Genomic DNA, 22890 nt, shown 5'->3' on the forward strand with positions numbered 1-22890 from the left:
AATGCAAGCTATTTTCAACAAATTGTTTAATGCGCAAACACTGACACAACAAGAAAGCCAGCAACTATTTGCCGCCATTATTCAAGGAGAATTAAGTGAACCACAACTCGCTGCTGTACTTATCAGCATGAAATTACGAGGTGAACAACCACAGGAGATTGCCGGTGCAGCCCAAGCATTATTGGCAAATGCACTGCCATTCCCACGGCCAGATTACACTTTCTGCGATATCGTTGGAACGGGCGGTGATGGTGCGAACAGTATCAATATTTCAACCGCCAGTGCCTTTGTCGCCTCGGCTTGCCAGATTAAAATTGCCAAACATGGTAACCGCAGCGTTTCCAGCCAATCAGGTTCTTCTGATTTGCTGGCAGCGTTTGGTATCGCCCTTGACATCAGCGCGGAATGTGCCCGTAGTGCACTGGATGAAATCGGCATCTGTTTCCTGTTTGCGCCACATTATCATCTGGGATTCTGTCATGCGATGCCGGTACGTCAACAACTGAAAACCCGGACTATATTTAATATATTAGGTCCTTTGATTAACCCGGCACGTCCGCCATTAGCATTAATTGGCGTCTACAGCCCGGAGCTCGTTGAACCGATTGCCCGCACCTTACTGGTTCTTGGCTATCAACGGGCAGCGGTTGTACACAGCGGAGGCATGGATGAAGTCGCCCTGCATGCACCAACGAAAGTGGCAGAAATTAACGATGGAGAAATTATCCATTATCAATTAAATGCTGAAGATTTTGGTTTACAACGTCATCCAATGTCAGCATTAAAAGGAGGTTCACCCGTGGATAATCATGAAATGCTCAGTTTATTGTTACAAGGACGGGGTAAGAAAGCCCATGCTGATGCCGTTGCGGCTAACGTTGCTCTGTTAATGAAAATTCATGGACAGGAAGATTTACGTCATAACACCCAACAAGCTCTCGAAACCATTCACAGTGGCCGAGCTTATGAACGAGTTATAGCACTTGCAACAAGGAGTTAATCATGCAAGCTACCATTTTACAGAAAATTGTTAATGATAAAGCCGAATATCTTATTCATCGTAAACAGCAACAACCATTGGAAAGTTTTATTAATGCTGTTGTTGCCAGCAACCGTCATTTTTATCAGGCACTAAACAGTGAACAGACCGTTTTTATTCTGGAATGTAAAAAGGCATCTCCTTCTAAAGGCGTTATTCGCCAAGATTTTGATCCAATTCAAATAGCGAAAATTTATCAGCCCTATGCAACCGCCATCTCTGTATTAACCGATGAAAAATATTTTCAAGGCAACTATGAATTTCTTCGTTTAGTCAGTGATGCCGTTCACCAGCCGGTATTGTGCAAAGATTTTATTATCGATCCTTATCAGGTTTATCTTGCCCGCTATTATCAAGCCGATGCGATTTTGCTGATGCTTTCTGTTCTTGATGATCAGCAATATATTACGCTGTCTGAACTTGCGCATAGCCTGAATATGGGCGTCCTGACTGAAATCAGCTCAGAAGAAGAGCGAGCCAGAGCGGTTGCACTAAAAGCTAAAGTAATAGGTATCAATAACCGTGATCTGAGAGATCTTTCTATCGATTTAAACCGTACCAAACAACTTGCGCCACAGTTACCGGAAGAAACTATTGTTATTAGCGAATCGGGTATCCACCAGCATCAACAAATTCGTGAGCTTAGCCATTATGCTAATGGCTTTCTCATTGGCAGTGCTTTGATGGCTCAACCCAATCTGGATTTAGCATTACGTCAACTGATTCTGGGTGAAAATAAAGTCTGTGGATTAACTCGGCCACAAGATGCGAAAGTGGCATTACAGGCAGGTGCTGTTTATGGTGGTTTGATATTTGCTGAACATTCACCGCGTAAAATTAATATCCAACAGGCCCAACAAATTATCAATGCAGCAAATCTCAAATATGTCGGGGTATTTCAAAATCAATCATCTGCATTCATCAGTCATACCGCCCGTATCCTTTCTCTGGCTGCGGTGCAATTACATGGTGCCGAAGGCGAAGTTTATATTGAGGAATTGCGAAAAATATTGCCTGAAAATTGTCAAATCTGGAAAGCAATTGATATGTCGAAAGATGAATTTCACACCAAAGCCGGAAATGTTGACCGTTATTTACTTGATAACGGCAAAGGTGGAACCGGCCAAAGTTTCGATTGGCAATTACTTGAAAAACAATCACTCGCCAACATCATGCTCGCCGGTGGATTAAATGAAGAAAATTGCCAACAAGCCGCAAAATATGGCTGTTGCGGACTTGATTTTAACTCTGGCGTCGAAAACGCACCTGGCATTAAAAGCAGTCATAAACTAAATAAGGTGTTTCAACTGTTACGCTGTTACCAATAAACAGCAATTTTTCGATTAATTACTGTTTTCTGATTAATTACTATATTTCAATTAATTACAATGGAAAAATAGAATAATGAGTAAGCTTAACCCCTATTTTGGTGATTTCGGTGGGCAATTTGTACCGCAGATCCTTATTCCCGCCCTTGAACAATTAGAAGCCGCATTTATTGCCGCTCAGCAAGATCCCGAATTCCAGCAAGAATTTCAAGATTTACTGAAAAATTATGCAGGCAGGCCAACGGCATTAACGTTATGCCGTAATCTGACAAAAGGCACCAAAACGCGCCTTTATCTGAAACGAGAAGATCTATTACACGGCGGTGCTCATAAAACCAATCAGGTACTTGGTCAGGCTCTATTAGCGAAACGCATGGGCAAAAACGAAATTATTGCAGAAACCGGTGCCGGTCAACATGGTGTAGCCACCGCCCTTACCTGCGCACTTTTAAATATGAAATGCCGCATTTATATGGGTGCTAAAGATGTGGAGCGCCAATCCCCTAATGTTTTCCGCATGCGCCTGATGGGAGCCGAAGTTATTCCGGTTCACAGCGGTTCTGCCACCTTAAAAGATGCCTGCAATGAAGCGTTACGTGATTGGTCTGGTAGCTATGATAAAGCCCACTATTTATTAGGGACTGCCGCCGGACCACACCCTTATCCAACGATGGTCCGAGAGTTCCAGCGTATGATCGGCGAAGAAGCCAAATCCCAGATTCTGGCAAGAGAGGGACGCCTGCCCGATGCCGTGTTGGCCTGTGTTGGCGGGGGCTCCAATGCCATTGGCATGTTTGCCGAATTTATTCCTGAAACATCGGTCCGCCTGATTGGTATTGAACCTGCCGGGCTCGGTATCGAAACCGGTAAACATGGCGCTCCATTGAAACATGGTAAATTGGGTATCTATTTTGGTATGAAATCGCCGATGATGCAGACAGATGAAGGCCAGATTGAAGAATCTTATTCTATTTCCGCCGGTCTGGATTTCCCTTCCGTTGGCCCTCAACATGCCTATCTGAACAGCATTGGACGGGCTGACTATGTTTCCATCACCGATGATGAAGCATTAGAAGCATTCAAAACCCTTTCCCGTGAGGAAGGTATTATTCCAGCCCTCGAATCCTCTCATGCGCTGGCTTATGCTTTGAAAATGATCCATCAAGCTCCTGATAAAGAGCAATTACTGATCGTTAACCTATCTGGTCGCGGTGATAAAGACATATTTACTGTCCACGATATTTTAAAATCTAGGGGGGAAATCTAATGGAACGTTACGAGCAGCTATTTAAGCAACTGGAAAGTCGTAAACAAGGTGCTTTTGTCCCCTTTGTCACACTCGGTGATCCAACCCCAGAATTATCATTGAAAATTATTGATGCACTGATTACCGGTGGTGCTGATGCTCTTGAGTTAAGTATTCCTTTTTCCGATCCGCTGGCTGACGGCCCGACAATTCAGAATGCTAATCTACGCGCTTTCTCCTCAAATGTAACTCCCACGCTCTGTTTTGAACTATTAACAAAAATTCGGGCAAAATATCCTGATATTCCTATTGGTTTATTAATGTATGCCAACCTGGTTTTTCATCATGGAATAGATGAGTTCTACCGCCGTTGCAAAGATACAGATATCGATTCGGTATTAGTTGCAGATGTTCCTATGTCAGAATCACGGCCATTCCGTACCGCAGCCATGAAACATGGGATTGCCCCCATTTTTATTTGTCCCCCCGACGCGGAAGATGAACTATTACGTGAAATTGCTTCTTATGGCCGCGGATATACCTACTTATTATCAAGAGCAGGAGTAACCGGTATAGAAAGACGAGGTGAAAAACCATTAAATCATCTAGTCAATAAACTACGAGAATATCATGCTGCACCACCGTTACAGGGATTTGGTATTTCAGAACCTAAGCAGGTAAAAGAAACATTAGCGAGTGGCGCAGCAGGAGCCATTTCAGGTTCTGCCATCGTTAAAATTATCGAAGAAAATCTTTCTCAGCCAGAAATAATGCTGAAAGAACTGACTGAATTTGTATCAAAAATGAAGTCTGCCACGCAACTGTAGTATAAAAATATAGTGTATCGAGTAGGGTGAGGCGTTGCCGCCTCACCCTTCAGCCTGACGGCTTTGCCAGCTTCGGTGGACAAATAAAAAAGCATCCAGAGGACGAAAAAACAAACGCGCCCGTTGTCGTATCTTGCGTAAAAATAATCAATTACTGGTTTCTGTAAGAAGAGTATTTATTGTTTTTTCTCCAAACGACACATAAGTATCTACATCAAACAGAGAAAACGATTCTATCTGGCCTATCGGTAATATATGTCGAAATTGATATACTGATAATGGCTCAAAACTTAACGTTATGACTTTTTGATTATAAATATCTACATAGTAATTCGATTTTGAAAGACAAACTATCTTTATCTCGAAGCCGGTGGTTTTAGCCTTTTACATAAAAGAGTAAGTATAGCATCTAATAATGATTCCTCTCTGTGACGTGATTCAAAATTCTTGTTAACAAACGTGTTTTATAATTTGACAACAAATGTTAGTTTTACTATAAATTATTCAACGGGTAATTAACATTATGTTATCCTGTGCCTTACAAATAAACTTATCTAAATTGGAGATAAAATATGAAAATGCAAAAGCAAGTACGTAATAATGTTCCTCGTCCTTTAAAATCGCACAGCGATAAGTAATATCTAGAGATGTGAAGGCTGTTATAGCCTTCACATTAAAAGAATAAAAATAATATGGATATGAAAAAATGAAACATTATAATGCAACAAAGGTATTTTGTGATAAAATACTCGCAGGAACAAAAACTGGAGAAATAGTACTTTTTGATTTTAGCGATTTAGATTATTTGGATGAAAAAAAATATCTAATGGAACCATTATGGCAATAGACATAAAGAATGGAGTTTTTGCGGCTTTATCACAAAATTATGATGTAATTATAGGTGAAATTTTATCTGAAAAGATAAAAATAAATGGTGTATTTAGTGGTCTGAATAACATAGTCGAAGATGGACATGAGGTTTCTAGAGGTGAAAGCCAAGGGATATCCCTTAATTCTGATAGTACAAAGGTTGCCTTCAGATCTCCTAATTCAACATGCATGATAGCTGATTTATCAGACATGAAAAATATAATATCAAATTTCAGATTTGACGTATTATATGATATTGTTACGTTATGTTGGACAGAGGATGATAATATTCTGGTTGGTTTTGGTAATGGGATGGTTGGGAAAATAGATATTAAAGATAATTCCACAAGAACTATTAAATTAGATAATATCAACGAATCTGTACACTGGTTTGAAAAAGTTAATGATTCCGAATACATTGTAGCAACAGATGCTAGATGTGTTGTACGATTAGATGAGCATAATTTAAATTATAAAATTGGGCCAAAGTTTGCTAATGATGATTTTGAACATATAACATATGATTATATAAATAAAGTTGCTTATGGAACATCTTTTGATAGAAAAGTATATAAAATTGATGTTAAAAGTCTAGAGAAAATTGAAGTAATTTACGAGGCTAGATTCAAAATAAGGTGGTCAGATATAATATATAAAGATAATATTCCATATTTGATATTACAGATCAGAGATGGAAGTATAGTTAAATTCAATTTATCAACAAAAAAGGTTGAGAAATTAAGAAAAGAGACTCCACCGGCTTTTTGGACATATGTAAATTATTTAGATAAGGATCTATTTTTTGGAGAGGATGGTGGTTATTTATTTTCATCGAATAACCAAAAAGAGCCTTTTGATTATAGGATAAAAAAAGAATACGAGGGATATTATATAAAACGAGCCATTTCAAATGAAAACTTATTAGTGCTAGGTGGAACTAATGGTAAGATCATGATTAAAAATCATGATGATGATTTTAAAATAATTAATATTAAATCTCCTGTCCGTGATTTATGTTTTGGTTTTAATAGTATATATATTGCTTCGGAATCAGGATGTGTATGCAAAATAGAAGGAGATAATGTTAGGGTTATATATAAAAGTAAGTCTGAGCCAGTATGGTCTATATCATTTAATTTTGATTTATGTATGTTAGCCATTGGAGAGAGAGTTGGAAGTGTAAAAATACTTGATAGTTTAAATGAATATCATGCAGTAGCATATACAGACAGTAAAATCCCTAAAAGAATGAAATGGATTGATAAAAATAAATTAGCAGTAGTTAATTCCAGTAATATAGACTTAATTACATATGATGCAAAAAATAAGTCATGGGAGCATATATCTGAATTTTATAAAGGTGGTTTAAATACCATTGAGGATTTTATTACTTACAACGACAGCATTATTATAGGGATAAGTTACAGTCGCTATATTTTAAGTTGGCATTTAGAAACTGGTGAAGTATTAGGTAAGTTATTTTGGGATCAAGATTATGCGAAAGGAATAATGAATATAGATAAAGAAAAATTTATTGTTTATGGTAGAAACAGTAAAGTAAAAGAATATATCATGCATGACAATGACATATTACTTACAAAAATAGTGAATTGAAATGATAAAAATTACTGATTTATGCTTTAGTTATAAAAGTAGAGAAATTAAAAAAAATATTTTTAAAAATATATTTTCATTAAATGAAATCGAAGTGGTTTTATTTGAAAATATAAATATTGAAATATTTGACGATAACAATATTATAGGATTACTGGGGAAGAATGGTGCCGGAAAAACAACTTTAATAAAGCTGATTTCCGGTATTTTAACTCCAAACTCTGGAAATATTACTGTTTTTGGTATTGATTCAAATGGAAGACCTTTTAATCTTTTATCTAATCTTGGTATCGTTTTTGGAAATAAATCAATGCTTTGGGAGGAATTATCTCTCTATGAAAATATTGAGCTTTTTTCTAAGATATATAAACGTAATTATGATAAAAATAGTGTTGAGAATATGATAGAAATGTTGAACCTTAGAAGTATAGCAAAAAAACCTGCAAAAACGTGTTCTTTAGGTCAATCAGTGAAATCTAACTTATTAATACACTTTCTTAATAGACCAAAATTACTGATATTGGATGAACCAACAATTGGATTAGATATAGAGTCACAAATTCTATTACGAAATATATTAAAAGATTATGCTCAAAATAATGAAAGTAAAATACTAATTACCTCACATAATATGATAGATATTGCGGACATTTGCAAAGACATTATCTTCTTGAAGGATGGTGAAATATCAAAAATAAATCTAAATAAAAATAATTCGAAAGAAAAGAATGCTCTATATCTAGAGGGACTTTTCTGTGATAACTAAATTTTCTTTTATTGAGACCATTAGGGCGAAGAATATAATATTTGGTTACTTATTTATAATTGTAACATTATATGCGGTTGAACTATCTTTTTGGGATACCATGACAAAATCAAATGGTTTTGTTAACTATACGCATGATGAGATGATAGTTTATATATTATGGTCTGTTATTATATTTCAATTAACAAGTATCACCGGATTTCCAGAAAATTTATCGTTCCATATTGAAGATGGTAGTACAGATAGACTAATTATAATGCCAAAATCAATACTATTATATTATTCAGAATATGCTTTGGGACAAGTATTAGCCAGATTGTTTATAATGTCTCCATTAATTTTATTTATAATTATATACCAAAAGGACATTCCTAATTTTATATATCTATTTATTTCGTTATGTATAGGATTGTTTATCAATTTGTACTTAACAATGATATTGTCATGTATGGCATTCAAATTTAGAGGCTCGTACTCTTTTATAATTATTAAGGATACTTTGTCATGGGTCCTTTCAGGTGCGTTAATTCCATTAGATGTGTTTGGTGATTCTTTAAAATCAATATTTAATTATATTCCATTTCAATACATTACCTATATTCCAGTTAAAATTGCAACGAACTCAATATCTATTTATTTTATATTTAATGGGTTTTTAGTCATGATGTGTTTAATGATGATTTTTAATTTTATTTGGAATTATATGTTAAAATACAATCAAGGATATAATGGTAATGCTTAGAGTTATATTGATTGGCTTTAAAAGTGGATTGTCAGAAGCAAAAAAAAGTCCATTAAATTTATGGTTATCCGCTTTTGTTAATTTTAGTTACTATATAGCACAAGCTTTTTTTTGGTATGCTATTTTAAACTCACAATCTTCAGGTTATATTTTATCTGATGGTTTTATTATTATATTTTTTACTACGGTATGTTTAGTCGATAATCTTTATCTTTTTTTATTTGGTAGAGGAAGCCTCTTGCTGGTTAAAAAAGTCAAGTCATTAAAGTTAGAACCTCATTTAACGCTACCTATAAACACTCAATTTTTATATGTCACTACAAATATTGCATTTGAGCATTTTTTATTATCATTCCTATCTTTAGTATTATTTTTTACTGTACATATTTACTTTGGCACTAATATTTTGTTGGTTTTTTTACATTTTATCATGGTATTAGAAGGAGTCTTAATACTTACTTCAATTACATGGATCATAAGAACAACAATATTTTGGACAACGTCATTAGTTAGTATTAAGAACTCAAATCCTTGTTTTAAAGTATTGGTGAGACCTGAACAATCTTTTCATGGTGTAGTTCGTTTTATTTTAATGTTCATACTTCCGTGTCTATTTATAACGGGTGTTCCAGCTTCAGTAGTAAGTGGAATAATGAGTATGAAATGGTTTTTTATTCAGACTCTGGTCACATTAATTTTAATTTTTATAGCGAAATTGGTTTTTGATATTGGTGTTAAAAGGTATTCAAAATATATAACGTGAGGAAATGAAATGAAATTGGGAATTATTTCAGGAAGTCATAGATCGCATTCTAATTCAGGTAAAGTTGGTGATTTCTTAGATTCACTTGAAATAACCAAAAAAACATTTAAACATACTGAGCATTTCCATCTGGGAAATTTAAACATACCAATATGGGATGAGTCAATTTGGAATGAAGTAAAAGATCCTAAATGGCATGAATGGGGTTTAATATCACAATCTTTGATGAATTCTGATGCTTTTGTTATTGTAGTTCCTGAATGGGGGGGAATGGTTCCACCAAAACTAAAAAATTTACTTTTATTATGTAGTGATAACGAATTAGTGCATAAGCCAGCATTGTTAGTGTCAATATCCTCTGGAAATGGTGGCGCTTTTTGTATTTCTGAATTAAGGTCATCTGGATATAAAAATAATAAAATCTGTTTTATACCCGAACATTTGGTGTTGCGTAATATAGAAAAAGAGGGCGATATAGATAAATAAGATTTCATAATTGTGCTACACCCATTTTTTGTCTTCCTGGCTTTTGCTGTGATGAAAACGATGCCAAAAAGGCATCAACATAATTCAGTAACTGCCACATAAATTGACAACAATGATTTCGCGTTATTGTCTCATGGAGCGATTGCCATAACCGTTCTATTTTATTTAGCCACGGTGAATAGACCGGTAAAAACAACAGGGTAAATTTTGGATGTCGTGCCAGCCAGTCCTTTACCTTCTGACTTTTATGAATACAGTAGTTATCTAAGATTAATGTGAGGGTTTCCGCATGGGGATATTGATGATTCAGTTCATCTAACATTTTGATAAATAAATCAGAATTCTTTTTTATTCCTTTAACATAGGTGATTTGCTCTGTTTGGGCATTAAGGCAGCCCGCAAGGTAATGTTTTTCGTTTTTTCCCGGGGTGATAACCCGTTTTTGTTGTCCTTTGAAGCACCAGTCCGCGCCGATTTTCGGGTTTAGATCAATATCCACCTCATCTTCATAAAAAACGGGATGTTTTTCTGAAATGTTCGCTTTGGCTTCCGCGATCTTTGCCATTTTCTCATCGTATTCGGGATCAGGTTGTTTCACTGTGGGTGCCGCTCTACGCCAGACAATCCCCACCTGAGCAAAGTAACGATAAAGGACATTTTGCGTCAGAGAGAGGTTGAGTAATTCATTGAGGGTATGAGTCATGAGTTCAAGGCTCCAGCGAGAGCGGAGATAGCCTAACTTTTGGGGGGATTGCTGTAATAAGAAAAGTAAGAGGTTATAGAGTGGGGAGAGATCCCAGACAACAGGTCGGCCAACGGGTAAACTTTCGAGTCCTTCCAGCCCATATAATGTAAACCACTGAACCCAACGATTGACGGAAGAGCGTGCGGCATGAAGGGTCTTGGCGACATAAGTCACTGTCAATCCTTCATTGAGCATCAATAACGCGGTTAATCGACGGGAATAGTTCTTATCACGGGTTTTATGGATAAGTTTTCTCATTTTCTGGCATTCATCTTGAGGTATAGGTGCTATGATAGGCATCACTCAGTCCGTGTTGGGGTTTGGGATTTTTCGCAATTGATCAGATCGCAAAAATCGGACTGAGTTCCCTCCAAGTGATCTATTATTTTGAAAAGTTATTTATACCGTCACAATTATTAAATAGAATAGAATATTGTATAAAGGTATTGCATGGATATGCTTATTATCTAAAGGAGTTTAGAGCTAAATATCCTATAAATTTACGTGATTTTAAATATGGTATGTCCTAATAGATTTATACCTATGATATCTATATTTATTTTCTATAATGTCAATGTGAATATCTTAATATGAATAATATATCAATTAGAAATAGTACTTTTATACCGTTGAAATCTATTAACAATGAATCTGAATTTATATCATTTAATGGATTTACCCAGGATAAAGAGCATTTAGCTATACGTATAGGAAAATGGTCAGAGAAACACATACCTTTGGTTAGGATCCATTCTGAATGTGTGACAGGAGAAATATTTCACTCTCTTTTATGTGACTGTGGTGAGCAGTTAAATGAATCTTTAAAAGAAATTGATATTCATGGAGGAGTCTTAATTTATTTACGCCAGGAAGGCCGTGGAATTGGATTATATAATAAAATAGATGCATATAAGCTACAGCGCAATGGGTTAGATACATACCAAGCTAATCAAGCTCTTGGTTTCTTAGATGATTATCGTGATTTTTCTCTCGCGGCTAAAATGTTACTGGCCATGAATATTTCAAAAATTCGTTTGATAACTAATAATCCAGATAAAATACATCAAATTACTCAGAATGGAATTGAAATATATGAAGTTATTAATACCAAGACATTCTTAAATGAAAAAAATAAAAATTATTTGACTGCTAAAAAAATAAAAACCTTTCATGCTCTTGAACTATAAAGGATATATTCTATGCATAAACATACCTCTCCTATCAGTGGTGTTGCCACTTATGGTAATAAATTTGTTTTAAGTGCTGGATATGATAATAAAGTCATTTTATGGGATGCTTATAATAAGAAACCAATTAGACGAGTATATCATGACCATTTGGTAAATCAGTGCGCTTTCAGCCCATGTGGTAATTATATAGCAACAGTAAGTAGTGATTATACTTGTCGTATTTGGCTATTGCCAGATATGACATTATATGGAATTATCAATTCGCATACTGATGATGTGGAATCAGTATCATTCCACCCAAATAAAAATATTGTGGCAACATGTTCTAGAGATAAAACCATTATTGTTTCTGATTATAAAGGAAACGTCATAGCTCAGTTAAAAGGGCATGTAGAGGACGTAATCTCTGTGGAATGGAGTTCATCTGGAAACTTAATAAGTTCCAGCGATGACGGTACAATCCGGATTTGGGATGTAGATTATCAGAAAGAAATAGAATGTATAGATCTTGATAATATAGAAACTGATACTATTTCTATTACGCCTGATGGGGTTATTTATGCTGGAAATGACAATGGCGAAATCATAACTATAATTAATGGTAAATTAAAAATAACATCTGCACATGAAGCGGGTATTAAGCGTCTGGTTTATGACTTCCCTCAAAAAATTATGGTAAGCTTGAGTTATGATAGAAAAATGAAACTTTGGAAAGAAAAAGATAATAATCTTGAAAGTTATCATATAGCCGAGCTTCCTCCAATTGTTTGGCCAAGATCTTGTGCATTTCTTGATAGTGATAATTTAGTTTTTGCGTCATTTGGTGATAGTTATGTTCAATATACCATTTCCACTCAAGCATGGCATCAAGATCATGTTAGACCAACATACGGTTCCAATGCTGTATACGTTTCAGGCAAAGACATTTGGAGTGTTGGTGATGCTGGTATAGTTTTCTGTAATAATAGGCCATTTGCCGAAATGGGAAGTCTGTGTAACTTTATTATCGAATTTGAAAATGTGCTTATTACCGGTGGACAAATGGGAAAAATATTTAATGCTCGTACTGGTGATATTATATATGAACATCATTCCCCTCTAAATTGCGCTGCTGTTTCATGGGAAGATAATCAATTTTGTCTTGTTGGTACATACACTGGAGAAGGTATTGTTTTAAGAAAAATAGCTGGTGATATTGTTGTTGATAATATAGTTTCATTACATAAAAATGCAATAAAAGGAGTTTTTATATCTAAAGAATTTGTTTTTTCTGTATGTGCCAATGCAGCAGTTGCATTACATAGCATTGAGGACTTTTCATGTTATGCATATATTCCTAAAGCTCATGAAAAGATTGCTAATGGATGTGATGGCAGTAAAGAAGGGTTGTTTGTAAGTGTTAGTCGAGATTTAACCCTCCGAATTTGGAGAAATGAAAATTATGAAATAATAAAAACACCAAGTTCTCATTCAATAAAATGTGTAGCATTTGATGCTAAAAATAATCATATATCTATAGGAAATTATACTGGCTGGATTGGTGTATATGATTTAAATGAAAACAAATGGATATTATGGGAAAAACGTTCATTTTATGGTATATCAAGTATAAGATACATACAACATGACTTTATTTACTCAACATATGATGGAATAAATGAATTTGTTTTTAATTATGGGGTAAAATATGATTGAAAAGGAATTAAGCCTAACTGGCATTAAAACTCAACATATAAATATTGAGAATAAAGACATTAATTCTTTAACCATAAAAGAAGCGATGGGTTTGCCTGATAAAACAAACCAAACTTTAATGGGGGAATTATTTAAAATATATGATGAGCACTCAAAACTAGATAGTTGTACTTTACAATCCATCATTAGAGATTTTAATGAATGTTTTTCTCATAGATATGTGGCTGGTAATTTACTTGCTATTCGAGGGGATTCTAGAATTTCTATATTTGAACCTGATGTCATCATTATTCCTGGTGGAAAAGTACGTCTAGGTTTATCTCCTGATAATGTAGATGAAATTGTTTCAATGTATTCTCAATATGGAGTATTAAAAGAATGGATTTTAAAGGAAATACCGTCTTATGAAATTACTCTTAGTTCTTTTGGTTTGGCTAGATATTGCGTAACCAACTATGAATATTACCTATTTTTAGGTGATACTGGCTATCAGGAGATTCCTGATAGTTGGGCATGGGGTATGTATCCTCATCAACGTTCTAATTATCCAGTTTATTCTGTATCTTATGAAGCTGCAATGTCTTATGCACTTTGGCTAAGTGAAAAGACAGGTAGGAATTTCCATATTCCTAGTGAAGCCCAATGGGAATATGCAGCTACTGGGGGTAATGGGCGTGAGTTTCCGTGGGGAAATGAGTTTCTGCCAGACCATTGTAATAGTATTGAAAGTGGTATTGTTGATGCCACTCCAGTAGGCATATTTCCTTTAGGCATGGGGCCTTTTGGTCATTTAGATTTAGCTGGAAATGTTGAAGAGTATACTTCTGATAGTTATCTACCCTATCAGTCAGGTACTGCTGTATATGATGATTTAATGCTTACTGAAGGTAGCCACTATAAAGTTGCTAGAGGAGGTAGTTTTACCCGGTTTCGTGATCTATGTAGAACAAGAAGACGGCATGGAAGATATCATTCTCCTTTGTATATCATGGGATTCAGGCTTGCGGAAAATCTAGTTTGATAGGTATTCAGCAGTAACAAATATTTAAGGGTAATGGACGATTCCACTTTCAAGTGCAACGCTACCTATGCTGCCTGTCGTAGTTCGTCAAAAACCACTTTAGTCTGCCCGTAAAGCTCTGCAATAGATCATGGAGAGGCTGCTTTAGTACTGAGGAATTCCCAGAAAAAATGAGACGGGCATAACGTTATGTGATCTACTCATTGCGCCAACAATTTCAGTGAGATCACTGCTATGCCTGTTCATTAAGTATGTCATAATTTCTTTCGGGATGACTTAGCGCCTTTCATCAATACCGACAAAACGCCCTGAATGATGCCTCCGTCGCATAAACAACAAGATCCACAGATACAGAAGGCGTTTTTGAACACTCTGGCCGAAACGGTTAATCCGAAAGCGAAAGTTATCCTTGTCACTAATTCTGGTTTCCAGAGTGCCTAGTTTAATCATGTTAAATCACTGGGATAGGATTTTATCGGTTGTATCCGGGGACGTGTCTAGTTCCGGTTACAAAAAATGGGGCAAAATCTGCCCCATTTTTTTATTAAAAGTGATAACCAACCCCAAACATAAATACCCACGGATCAAGCCGGGTATCAATTTTATATTGCTGGTCACCTGCTTTAAATTTCACATCTGTTTCAATGTTTACCCACCACACAGAGGCGTTCAACATCCAATTCTGATCTAACTCATAATCCAGACCAACCTGCCCCGCAACACCCCAGGAATCTTTCAAGTCCAGACTATGTAAGTTATTATCTTTAACAGCCGAATTACCATTGAATTTTTCGTTAAAGAAAGTAGTATAGTTAAGACCAACACCAACATAAGGGCGGAAACTACTTTCTTTAGAGCCGAAATAGTATTGCGCCATTAATGTCGGCGGTAGATGTTTTACTTTAGCAATATCACCAACACCCGGTAAACTTACCCGATGCTGGAAGGGTGTCCCTGCCAGTAATTCAAAACCAATATTATCGGTCATCATATAACTGAAAGTTAAACCCATCTGGGTATTATTATCCGCACTAAAAGAACCCACCCCCAATACATTATCAGAACCTGTATTAGGTCTTACTGTTGCAGTGCCTGTGCGGAAAATAAAATCACCCGCTTCATGAGCAAAAGCGAATGAGGGTACTAAAGTTGCCGCTGCTAATACAAATGCAGAAATTTTTTTCATTATTCATCCCATTCCTGTGATTTAAAGTCAATCAAAATATACTCATATATTAGAAATTATGATCCAAGACAGATCACATCTTTCAAAGAATTTCAGTAAAACCGCATATCTATAATATTATTATTTCAATTAGGAATTATTTTAACTTGATCCAAATCAAAGTTTATTTATTATTAATCAGTTAGTCATCTTTTTACCATTCCGATGTTTTATCTTTCCTCTCATTATATTTCCATTATGTTTTAATAAGGTTAATTTTATGTTTATTTTTATCTTAAGAATATAATGTGAAGAATTTTTTTCTGTCATCAACAATCACAGCTAACCATTAATTTATCCGTATCATCTTGTTTCTACTATCCACGTTTCCCCATAACAAGGTACAATCATCCCCTATGTATTGTTGTTTAACCTGATAGGAGCTGTCTTCATGCCAATCACGGCGAATACCCTGTACCGTGACAGTTTTAACTTTTTCAAGAATCAACTGTTAAGTACCCTGACCCTGGCCGTTCTGGCGGCTCTGGTTACCACCTTATTGGGGCACCTGTTTATTCCTGACAGCGAACAGATGAAGTTGCTGACAGAAGCAGAATTCACGTTTGCCACCTCAGGCAAGGCCGGTATTCAAGAGCTGGTGTCTCAAATGACTCCAGAGCAACAATCAATGATCATGCGTGCGGGAATCGGAACCATTTTCTCAAGCATGATTGGTAGCGTGTTACTAGTTGGTGGTGTATTGACACTGGTTGCGGCAGTTTCAGCGGGAAATCGTATCTCTTCATTACAGGCAATTGGTTTATCAGCAAGCCAGTTACCGAAACTGTTCCTGTTACTGCTTATCTGCACTCTGTTGATTCAATTTGGCTTAATGCTGATGCTGGTACCAGGCATTATTTTGTCGATCGCGCTGGCGTTATCACCCGTGATTATGACTGCCGAGCGTCGCGGCGTTTTTGCTTCTATGAAAATAAGCTGGAAACTGGCATTTGCCAATATTCGCTTGCTGGTTCCGGCAATTCTTTTATGGCTGACCGCGAGGCTCTTGCTGGTGTTTATTATTGACCGCCTAACATTCATTCACAGCGAGATGGCAGGGATTATTCTCGGTGTGTTTAATAACCTCATTTCAGCTATTTTGCTGATTTATCTATACCGGTTGTATATGCTGATTGCCTCTCCACAACAAAAATCAATATAACAAACAAAGCCCCATAGTGATAAAACTATGGGGTAAACAGAATAAGCTAGTGATAACTGGGTGAGCACATCGTTGCTATTGATATAAACACAAAAAACTCCCTGTCATATAACAGGGAATTTCTGTAGAAAAGTTAGCTAAATTAAGTACAAATTAGCAAATTTCTATTAAAACCGATAACCAACACCAACTACCCAAGTGCCTACTTTAAGGTCACCCAATCTGGCGTCATTAAATTTTGCGTATTCATAGGATGTATCAATAGTCCAGTTTGGAACAGGGTTAAACTGTAATCCCAGTCCGTAACTAACAGATGATTTACCCTCGGTATATGACCCATTCAAAACAGGAACTTCAAACTCTCCACGTGCAGCACCAATCATACCATATGCACTAACATAGTCATTAAAACGATATGCAGGGCCCGCCATCAAGGAATAATAATTCACATCAAATTTATCGAAACCCTTGTGGGTATATGTTAATGAACTAATAACACCAAAATTATTATCCAACTCGTAGCGGTATTTCAGGTTGAAACCCTTTCCCTTTGGATTACCATCAATCTTTTCACCATTAAACTTCACATGACTTTGAGCATAACCACCCGAAATCGTACTTTCACCGGCATTTGCCGCAAATGCAAATACAGATAAACCTACCGCTACCACTGAAGCCACTAATGTTCTTTTCATTGAAAATCCCTAATATTATATAAAATTATAGAAAAGATTAATTACGAGGCGCGATTATTTATCAACAATCAATAGAAAACAACTCAATCTCGTTTATTGTTAATTTCCCGTTTAACTAAGAAACTAGTGACTGCTCCGCTGTATCATGGAAATCTTCCCACTGCAATCGACTATTGTTCGTACTTATTAGTTCTTTATTACTATTGGAATAAACGCAAAAAAATTCCCTGTTTTACCACAGGGAATTTTGTATAGAATAGATAGTGATAACTAATAAAGGAATAATCTTCAGATTACATGGCTAAACCTGGATACCCGCTTTCAATAATCCCTGATGAAAATATGTTCTCTCTATTTTCATTATTTCGATAGACTTAATAGATAAACTATCTAACAAGCTAACAGAGAGTTGGTTCTAACATTCATTTATTATCTTCAGTCACTTAATGTGATTGCACAGATCACAAAAGTTGGACTGAATTCCCTTTAAAGGAACGACTACATTGGAAACACTATTTAAAATCGATAACCAGCACCAATTACCCAAGTGCCAACTTTGAAATCACCCAGTTTTGAATATTCATAAGATGCATCAATAACCCAATTTGGCATAGGGTTAAATTGCAATCCTAGACCATAAGCAGCAGAGGTCTTACTCTCTTTATATTCAAAGTCATAGCCATAGGCAGAAAATTCACCCTTTACCTTTCTATGTGCAGCACCCACCAGACCGTATACACTCACGTACTCATTAAAGCGATATGTAGGACCAGCCATCAGAGAATAATAATCTAAATCACCAGTACCAATCTTGCTACTACCATAATAGTAATCATAACCCTGATGTGTCAGCGTAAATGAACCAATAACACCAAAATTATTATCCAGCTCGTAGCGATATTTCAGGTTAAAGCCTTTTGGGTTTTCATCAAGCTTTTCACCATCAACTTTCACATGACTCTGAGCATATCCACCAGAAATCGTATGTTCACCAGCATTTGCTGCAAATGCGAATACAGATAAACCCACTGCCACTGCTGAGGCTATCAATGCCTTTTTCATTGGAACGTCCTAAATAGTTATTGTACAAGTAATCATGATTTTGCTTTGTTAAAATATACTTATCGAAAAACAAAATGTAACGTGGTAGTAAATACTTAATATTCCAATCATATTGTTTTTTAACAAGAAATTTTTAAATAAAGCAGGTATTCAGGATCTGATATCTCAGATAATAGAAGAGCAGCAGTCAATAATCATACGTTCGGGAATTAAGAACTATTTTTCTCGATTATAATCATCAATGTTATTATTTTATTTATCGTATTCATTGGTTGATTTCAATAACGCTATTATATCTTTTAGCGTAATTAGAGTACCATTCAGGCTTACTTTGAATCATTCGGACCGCAAAATAGAGATCGGGCACCACAATCAGATCGTCATCACTACTTCGCAGTTTATTCTGTTTTATCCAACGGGTAAGTTCTGTCCGACGACCGGCGAGCACCAAGGTGATATCTCTTACTTTCAATTCACTAATCAACTCATCAATAGCAGCAAAGACACTGACATCATCATGGGTAAAACTAACAGCCGCATCGACAACCAGCCAACCCGGACGTTTTTGCGTTTTGTTAATTTTTTGAATTCTGTCGACATGCTGTAGTACCCGTTTTTTAAAATAGCTAACATTGAAATAAGTCAATGGCGAGTTAAATCGGTACATCATCACACCATCTATTGGTTTAATATCATTGCCATGATTAATTGAATGAATCATTCCTTGGTCATTCACTCCCAAGAGTTGATCTGTCGGGCGGAATATAATTCGCAAAAACTGTAATAAACCCAGCAGAACGGCGAAACCAACACCGTTAATCAAACCAACCACCAGCACGGCAATGAATGTAAATAGTGATAAAGTAAATGCCTGATGATTTCGTTTCCTCAGTGACCAAATCTGCCGTAAGCCTAACAATGACGATGCCGAATAAATCAGCACCACACCAAGAGATGACAATGGGATATAAGCCAGAAAACGAGTCATAAATAACAAAACCAGCAAAATAATGGTCGCTGCAATAACAGAGACCAATTGCGTTTTCCCACCAATCGTATCATTAACCGCAGTACGACTGCTGGCAGCACTGACAGCAAATCCTTGTGATAAAGCAGAAGCAATGTTCGCAATGCCTAAGGCCCTAAGTTCACAATCTGCATCAATCTGATAACCGTTTTTACTGGCGAAGCTACGGGCCGTCATCATAAAACTGACAAAACTGATAACAGCAAGGTTCAAAGATGGGATAACTAGCTCACGCATAATGCCAGGCTGAAAATCGGGCATTGGCACAACAGGTAATCCCCCACCGCTGACACTGCCAACAATCTGAACGCCATATTTTTCCAGATCAAATTGCCAGCTTATATAAGTCGCTAATACCATTGCTAACAAAGGCCCCGGCCAAGTCGGGCGCAAGAAACGAACAGTGAGCAAAATCAATACCATAGCAACAGACATTGCTAACGTCGGTAAATGTGTACTCATGAGCTTGGCAGGTAATGCGATCACCCGTTCAATCAATCCCATCGGAACGCCAGCAAAACCAAAGACTTTAGCTAGCTGATCCACAATGATTGTCAATGCAACACCATTCATTAATCCTTTCAGGATCGGTTTGGAAAGAAAATCAGCAAACGCGCCTAATCGGAAGTGACTGGCGAGAACACACCATATCCCGGTCATTAAGGTCATTACGATCGTGAGCTGCCAGCGTACATCTTCATTACCAAAAACCAATGGCGCGACAGCCGCTGCAATAACGGCACACGTTGCGGCATCTGGCCCGACAATCAACTGTCTTGAAGTACCAAATAGTGCATAAGCGAACATGGGTAAAATGCATGCATAAAGACCGATAATTGCACTTATTCCCATCAATTCGGCGTAAGCAATAGCAACTGGCAGAGCAACTGCGGCAACAGAAAGCCCAGCTCTTAAATCATGACTAAACCATTCCTTGCGATAATGAGAAAAATTGCCCAACCCTGGCATCCAACGCTGTAGTTTTTTCCACTGCATCTGGTTTATGCCCTCTTATTTTTCAACGGGTTTTCGTTATAATGCTGCCTTATATGTTCACTGACAACCGGAAGTTAATTACGCCGCTCTTTATGGTAAAATTGTGCGAAACCGATCGATAAAAACCTTTTTTATTGAAAGATAAAACCATACTGTTGCTGCTAGTCCATTATCGGATGATAATCAGATGCCGGAATTACAATAGGTTCAAATATGAAACAACTTTTAGACTTTCTACCTCTAGTCGTCTTTTTTGTCGTATACAAGATGTATGACATTTTCTACGCTTCCGGGGCGTTGATCGCCGCTACCGGTTTAGCTGTCGCGATGACTTATTTCATCTACCGGAAAGTAGAGAAAGCCTCCCTGATCACGTTTATCATGGTTGCTGTTTTCGGTACGTTAACTTTAGCTTTCCACAGTGATCTATTTATCAAATGGAAAGTCACTGTAATTTATGCATTATTCGCATTAGCTTTGCTAGGCAGCCAGTGGTTTATGAAAAAACCACTTATTCAGAAAATGCTAGGAAAAGAGTTAATTTTACCCGATCTTGTCTGGAATAAACTCAATATGGCATGGGCGCTGTTTTTTACAGCCTGCGCGCTGGCTAATATTTATGTCGCATTCTGGTTACCACAAGATGTCTGGGTTAATTTTAAAGTATTTGGTCTGACTGCCCTGACTCTGGTTTTCACCGTGCTCAGTGTAGTATATATTTACCGTCACCTGCCACGCGAACAGAAGTAACCCTATTCAAATGGATACCTGCCTGCTATCGTCTGTAGGCAGGTATTGTTTTTTCATCAAATAAAGTAAAGTTTTCAATGACACAACAACAATTACCTAACGGAGAGTTAGTCCTCCGCACACTGGCTATGCCCGCTGATACCAACGCCAATGGAGATATTTTTGGTGGATGGTTAATGTCACAAATGGATATTGGTGGTGCAATTCTGGCAAAAGAAATTGCGGAAGGCCGTGTTGTCACTGTCAGAGTAGATGGTATTACTTTCTTGAAACCTGTTGCCGTTGGTGATGTCGTCTGCTGCTATGCACATTGCCTCAAAACCGGTAACAGTTCGATTACCATCAACATTGAAGTCTGGGTGAAGAAAGTCGCCTCTGAACCTGTCGGCCAACGCTATCGTGCAACCGAAGCGGTATTCACTTATGTTGCGGTAAATGAAGATAATACTTCACGTCGGTTACCAGAAGGTAAAACCCACTTTCAACTCGCTAGCAGTACTAGCGAATAAACATTAATCGAAAAAGGAGCGTGTTAATAATGCTCCTTTTTTATTTTGCATTTCCCCGACAATCAGGATTGAGATATACCCGTAATTTTAAATTCGACGGTTGTGATATAACCAAGCGCGGGTATTTTTTCAAAGCGCCATTTTCTCATCGCTTTTTTCACCTCCCGTTCAAAAACATTAGGTGGATTAGCCCCAATCACTTCTATATTTTTTACCCGTCCGTCTTCATCAATATCATATTTGACTTTCACATAACCTTCGGTGCCCAAGGCTGACGCTCTGGATGGATAGACAGGTAACGCTTTACTTAATGCTCTTGGCCCATTCTGCGGTTTAACCACCGGTTTATTCTGATTATTATCAGTACGGTTAGCTAATGCATTCTGATTAAACAACGGCTTTTCCGGTTGCTCAGCCCTCTTTTCAACGGGTTCAGATTGCTTTTTAACAATCTTTTTCTTCACTTCCGGTTTTAGCTTCTTCACCTCTGGTTTTGGAATTACCGGCTCTGGAACAGGTTCCGGCTCCTCTGGCTCTGATTCAGGTTCTGGTGCTGCCGGTTCTGAAACAGGCGCTTCTTCGGCAGCTAACTGAATCATAGCAACAGACATAAGTGCAGCATCAGGCTGCTTTTCCGGTATTGCAGAACAAAAAAGTGCGGCAGCAACAGAAACGTGTAAACAAACTGACAACAATATTGGCCAATGTATCCAGCGCATAAGGGAATTCTTGATTAGCAGCATAAAGTCAATCCTCGAATGACTGCTAGTTTAAATGCAAATAGCAATCATATTCAATAAAGATTGTAGGTGAGCGTGAATATAAGGCCAAAAATATTATTTTTTCAATGTATCCATTCGCCATGCTGAACAAACAATAAAGCTCGACGCTGTTTATAACCATCTAATTTACGTAGTGAATAAATACGCAAATTACGTCTTGATTGCCCTTCCAACCAACGGCGACGGCGGTTGAGATTCTGGCGTAACATCCGCCACCGCCCTACTTCATTCCGACTACGTTTCATAAAACCTACCTATAAAAACATCACGCTCATTATAAGCCTTTAAAAAAGATATCCAAGGCGTATCTGGATAGTACTTTTTGTATCAATAATGCGAAATGACCAATA

The 22890-nt window shown here is 36.9% G+C and carries 23 protein-coding genes; 16 read left to right on the forward strand and 7 right to left on the reverse strand.

The annotated features are described in order from the left end of the window. Position 1 precedes the first annotated feature (1 nt). The 10 genes from trpD (at position 2) to PluTT01m_RS12750 (ending at position 9681) form a co-directional block, all read left to right on the forward strand. Complete coding sequence (trpD, locus tag PluTT01m_RS12710) at positions 2–1000, forward strand: anthranilate phosphoribosyltransferase (protein WP_011146688.1); 999 nt, start codon at positions 2–4, stop codon at positions 998–1000. 2 nt (positions 1001–1002) lie between these two features. Further along, on the forward strand, positions 1003–2367 hold the full coding sequence (gene trpCF, locus PluTT01m_RS12715; protein WP_011146689.1) for a bifunctional indole-3-glycerol-phosphate synthase TrpC/phosphoribosylanthranilate isomerase TrpF: 1365 nt from the start codon (positions 1003–1005) through the stop codon (positions 2365–2367). A gap of 76 nt (positions 2368–2443) precedes the next feature. Continuing rightward, entirely contained in the window at positions 2444–3634 is a 1191-nt protein-coding gene (gene trpB / locus PluTT01m_RS12720; RefSeq protein WP_011146690.1) for a tryptophan synthase subunit beta, read from the forward strand. Beyond that, positions 3634–4440, forward strand: a complete 807-nt coding sequence (trpA, locus tag PluTT01m_RS12725; protein WP_011146691.1) for a tryptophan synthase subunit alpha — start codon at positions 3634–3636, stop codon at positions 4438–4440. Before trpB ends, trpA begins: the two co-directional genes overlap by 1 nt. A 706-nt stretch (positions 4441–5146) precedes the next feature. Further along, positions 5147–5287: a hypothetical protein gene (locus tag PluTT01m_RS26910; RefSeq protein ID WP_157866902.1), complete on the forward strand. Its 141-nt coding sequence runs from the start codon at positions 5147–5149 to the stop codon at positions 5285–5287. Continuing rightward, a complete protein-coding gene (locus PluTT01m_RS12730) occupies positions 5278–6924 on the forward strand; it encodes a hypothetical protein (protein WP_011146692.1) in 1647 nt (548 codons plus the stop codon). The genes PluTT01m_RS26910 and PluTT01m_RS12730 overlap by 10 nt, the downstream gene beginning before the upstream one ends. A gap of 1 nt (position 6925) precedes the next feature. Next, on the forward strand, positions 6926–7690 hold the full coding sequence (locus PluTT01m_RS12735) for an ATP-binding cassette domain-containing protein (RefSeq protein WP_011146693.1): 765 nt from the start codon (positions 6926–6928) through the stop codon (positions 7688–7690). Beyond that, the gene (locus PluTT01m_RS12740; RefSeq protein WP_011146694.1) at positions 7680–8432 is read left to right on the forward strand and encodes an ABC-2 family transporter protein; all 753 of its coding nucleotides are present in this window, start codon (positions 7680–7682) and stop codon (positions 8430–8432) included. The genes PluTT01m_RS12735 and PluTT01m_RS12740 overlap by 11 nt, the downstream gene beginning before the upstream one ends. Further along, entirely contained in the window at positions 8425–9195 is a 771-nt protein-coding gene (locus tag PluTT01m_RS12745) for an ABC-2 family transporter protein (protein WP_011146695.1), read from the forward strand. Before PluTT01m_RS12740 ends, PluTT01m_RS12745 begins: the two co-directional genes overlap by 8 nt. A 9-nt stretch (positions 9196–9204) precedes the next feature. Beyond that, positions 9205–9681 (forward strand): NAD(P)H-dependent oxidoreductase, encoded by a 477-nt coding sequence (locus PluTT01m_RS12750; RefSeq protein ID WP_011146696.1) that lies wholly within the window; start codon positions 9205–9207, stop codon positions 9679–9681. Between the two features lie 4 nt (positions 9682–9685). On the opposite strand, the gene PluTT01m_RS12755 is transcribed toward PluTT01m_RS12750, so the two are convergent. Further along, positions 9686–10726, reverse strand: a complete 1041-nt coding sequence (locus PluTT01m_RS12755; RefSeq protein ID WP_011146697.1) for an IS630-like element ISPlu16 family transposase — start codon at positions 10724–10726, stop codon at positions 9686–9688. 290 nt (positions 10727–11016) lie between these two features. On the opposite strand from PluTT01m_RS12755, the gene PluTT01m_RS12765 reads away from it, so the two are divergent. Genes PluTT01m_RS12765 through PluTT01m_RS12775 form a run of 3 tightly spaced genes read left to right on the forward strand, consistent with a single transcriptional unit; the run spans position 11017 to position 14332 of the window. Then, positions 11017–11613 carry a GTP cyclohydrolase II gene (locus tag PluTT01m_RS12765; protein WP_011146698.1) on the forward strand — a complete coding sequence of 199 codons (597 nt, stop codon included), beginning with the start codon at positions 11017–11019 and terminating at the stop codon, positions 11611–11613. 12 nt (positions 11614–11625) lie between these two features. Further along, positions 11626–13311, forward strand: a complete 1686-nt coding sequence (locus tag PluTT01m_RS12770; RefSeq protein ID WP_011146699.1) for a WD40 repeat domain-containing protein — start codon at positions 11626–11628, stop codon at positions 13309–13311. Beyond that, positions 13304–14332, forward strand: a complete 1029-nt coding sequence (locus tag PluTT01m_RS12775) for a formylglycine-generating enzyme family protein (protein ID WP_011146700.1) — start codon at positions 13304–13306, stop codon at positions 14330–14332. Before PluTT01m_RS12770 ends, PluTT01m_RS12775 begins: the two co-directional genes overlap by 8 nt. 544 nt (positions 14333–14876) lie before the next feature. On the opposite strand, the gene ompW is transcribed toward PluTT01m_RS12775, so the two are convergent. Continuing rightward, the gene (gene ompW, locus PluTT01m_RS12780) at positions 14877–15518 is read right to left on the reverse strand and encodes an outer membrane protein OmpW (protein WP_011146701.1); all 642 of its coding nucleotides are present in this window, start codon (positions 15516–15518) and stop codon (positions 14877–14879) included. A gap of 430 nt (positions 15519–15948) precedes the next feature. Here ompW and PluTT01m_RS12785 point away from each other — a divergent pair, with 430 nt between their 5' ends. Next, positions 15949–16719, forward strand: coding sequence for a YciC family protein (locus PluTT01m_RS12785; protein ID WP_011146702.1), 771 nt, complete (start codon positions 15949–15951; stop codon positions 16717–16719). A 167-nt stretch (positions 16720–16886) separates the two neighbouring features. On the opposite strand, the gene PluTT01m_RS12790 is transcribed toward PluTT01m_RS12785, so the two are convergent. The 3 genes from PluTT01m_RS12790 to PluTT01m_RS12800 form a co-directional block, all read right to left on the reverse strand. Further along, a complete protein-coding gene (locus tag PluTT01m_RS12790; protein WP_011146703.1) occupies positions 16887–17414 on the reverse strand; it encodes an Ail/Lom family outer membrane beta-barrel protein in 528 nt (175 codons plus the stop codon). Between the two features lie 516 nt (positions 17415–17930). Then, positions 17931–18476: an Ail/Lom family outer membrane beta-barrel protein gene (locus tag PluTT01m_RS12795; protein WP_011146704.1), complete on the reverse strand. Its 546-nt coding sequence runs from the start codon at positions 18474–18476 to the stop codon at positions 17931–17933. 265 nt (positions 18477–18741) lie between these two features. Continuing rightward, positions 18742–20499 carry a SulP family inorganic anion transporter gene (locus PluTT01m_RS12800; RefSeq protein ID WP_011146705.1) on the reverse strand — a complete coding sequence of 586 codons (1758 nt, stop codon included), beginning with the start codon at positions 20497–20499 and terminating at the stop codon, positions 18742–18744. A 213-nt stretch (positions 20500–20712) separates the two neighbouring features. Between PluTT01m_RS12800 and PluTT01m_RS12805 the strand changes: the two genes are divergently transcribed. Then, the gene (locus PluTT01m_RS12805) at positions 20713–21249 is read left to right on the forward strand and encodes a septation protein A (RefSeq protein WP_011146706.1); all 537 of its coding nucleotides are present in this window, start codon (positions 20713–20715) and stop codon (positions 21247–21249) included. A 77-nt stretch (positions 21250–21326) separates the two neighbouring features. Further along, complete coding sequence (gene yciA, locus PluTT01m_RS12810; protein ID WP_011146707.1) at positions 21327–21758, forward strand: acyl-CoA thioester hydrolase YciA; 432 nt, start codon at positions 21327–21329, stop codon at positions 21756–21758. Positions 21759–21820: 62 nt separating this feature from the next. On the opposite strand, the gene tonB is transcribed toward yciA, so the two are convergent. Both tonB and PluTT01m_RS12820 read right to left on the reverse strand, forming a co-directional pair. Then, positions 21821–22501, reverse strand: coding sequence for a TonB system transport protein TonB (gene tonB, locus PluTT01m_RS12815; protein ID WP_011146708.1), 681 nt, complete (start codon positions 22499–22501; stop codon positions 21821–21823). Between the two features lie 101 nt (positions 22502–22602). Beyond that, positions 22603–22785 (reverse strand): YciY family protein, encoded by a 183-nt coding sequence (locus tag PluTT01m_RS12820; RefSeq protein ID WP_011146709.1) that lies wholly within the window; start codon positions 22783–22785, stop codon positions 22603–22605. Between the last annotated feature and the right edge of the window lie 105 nt (positions 22786–22890).

The organism is Photorhabdus laumondii subsp. laumondii, from assembly GCF_003343245.1.
GTDB classification, from domain to species: Bacteria; Pseudomonadota; Gammaproteobacteria; order Enterobacterales; family Enterobacteriaceae; genus Photorhabdus; species Photorhabdus laumondii.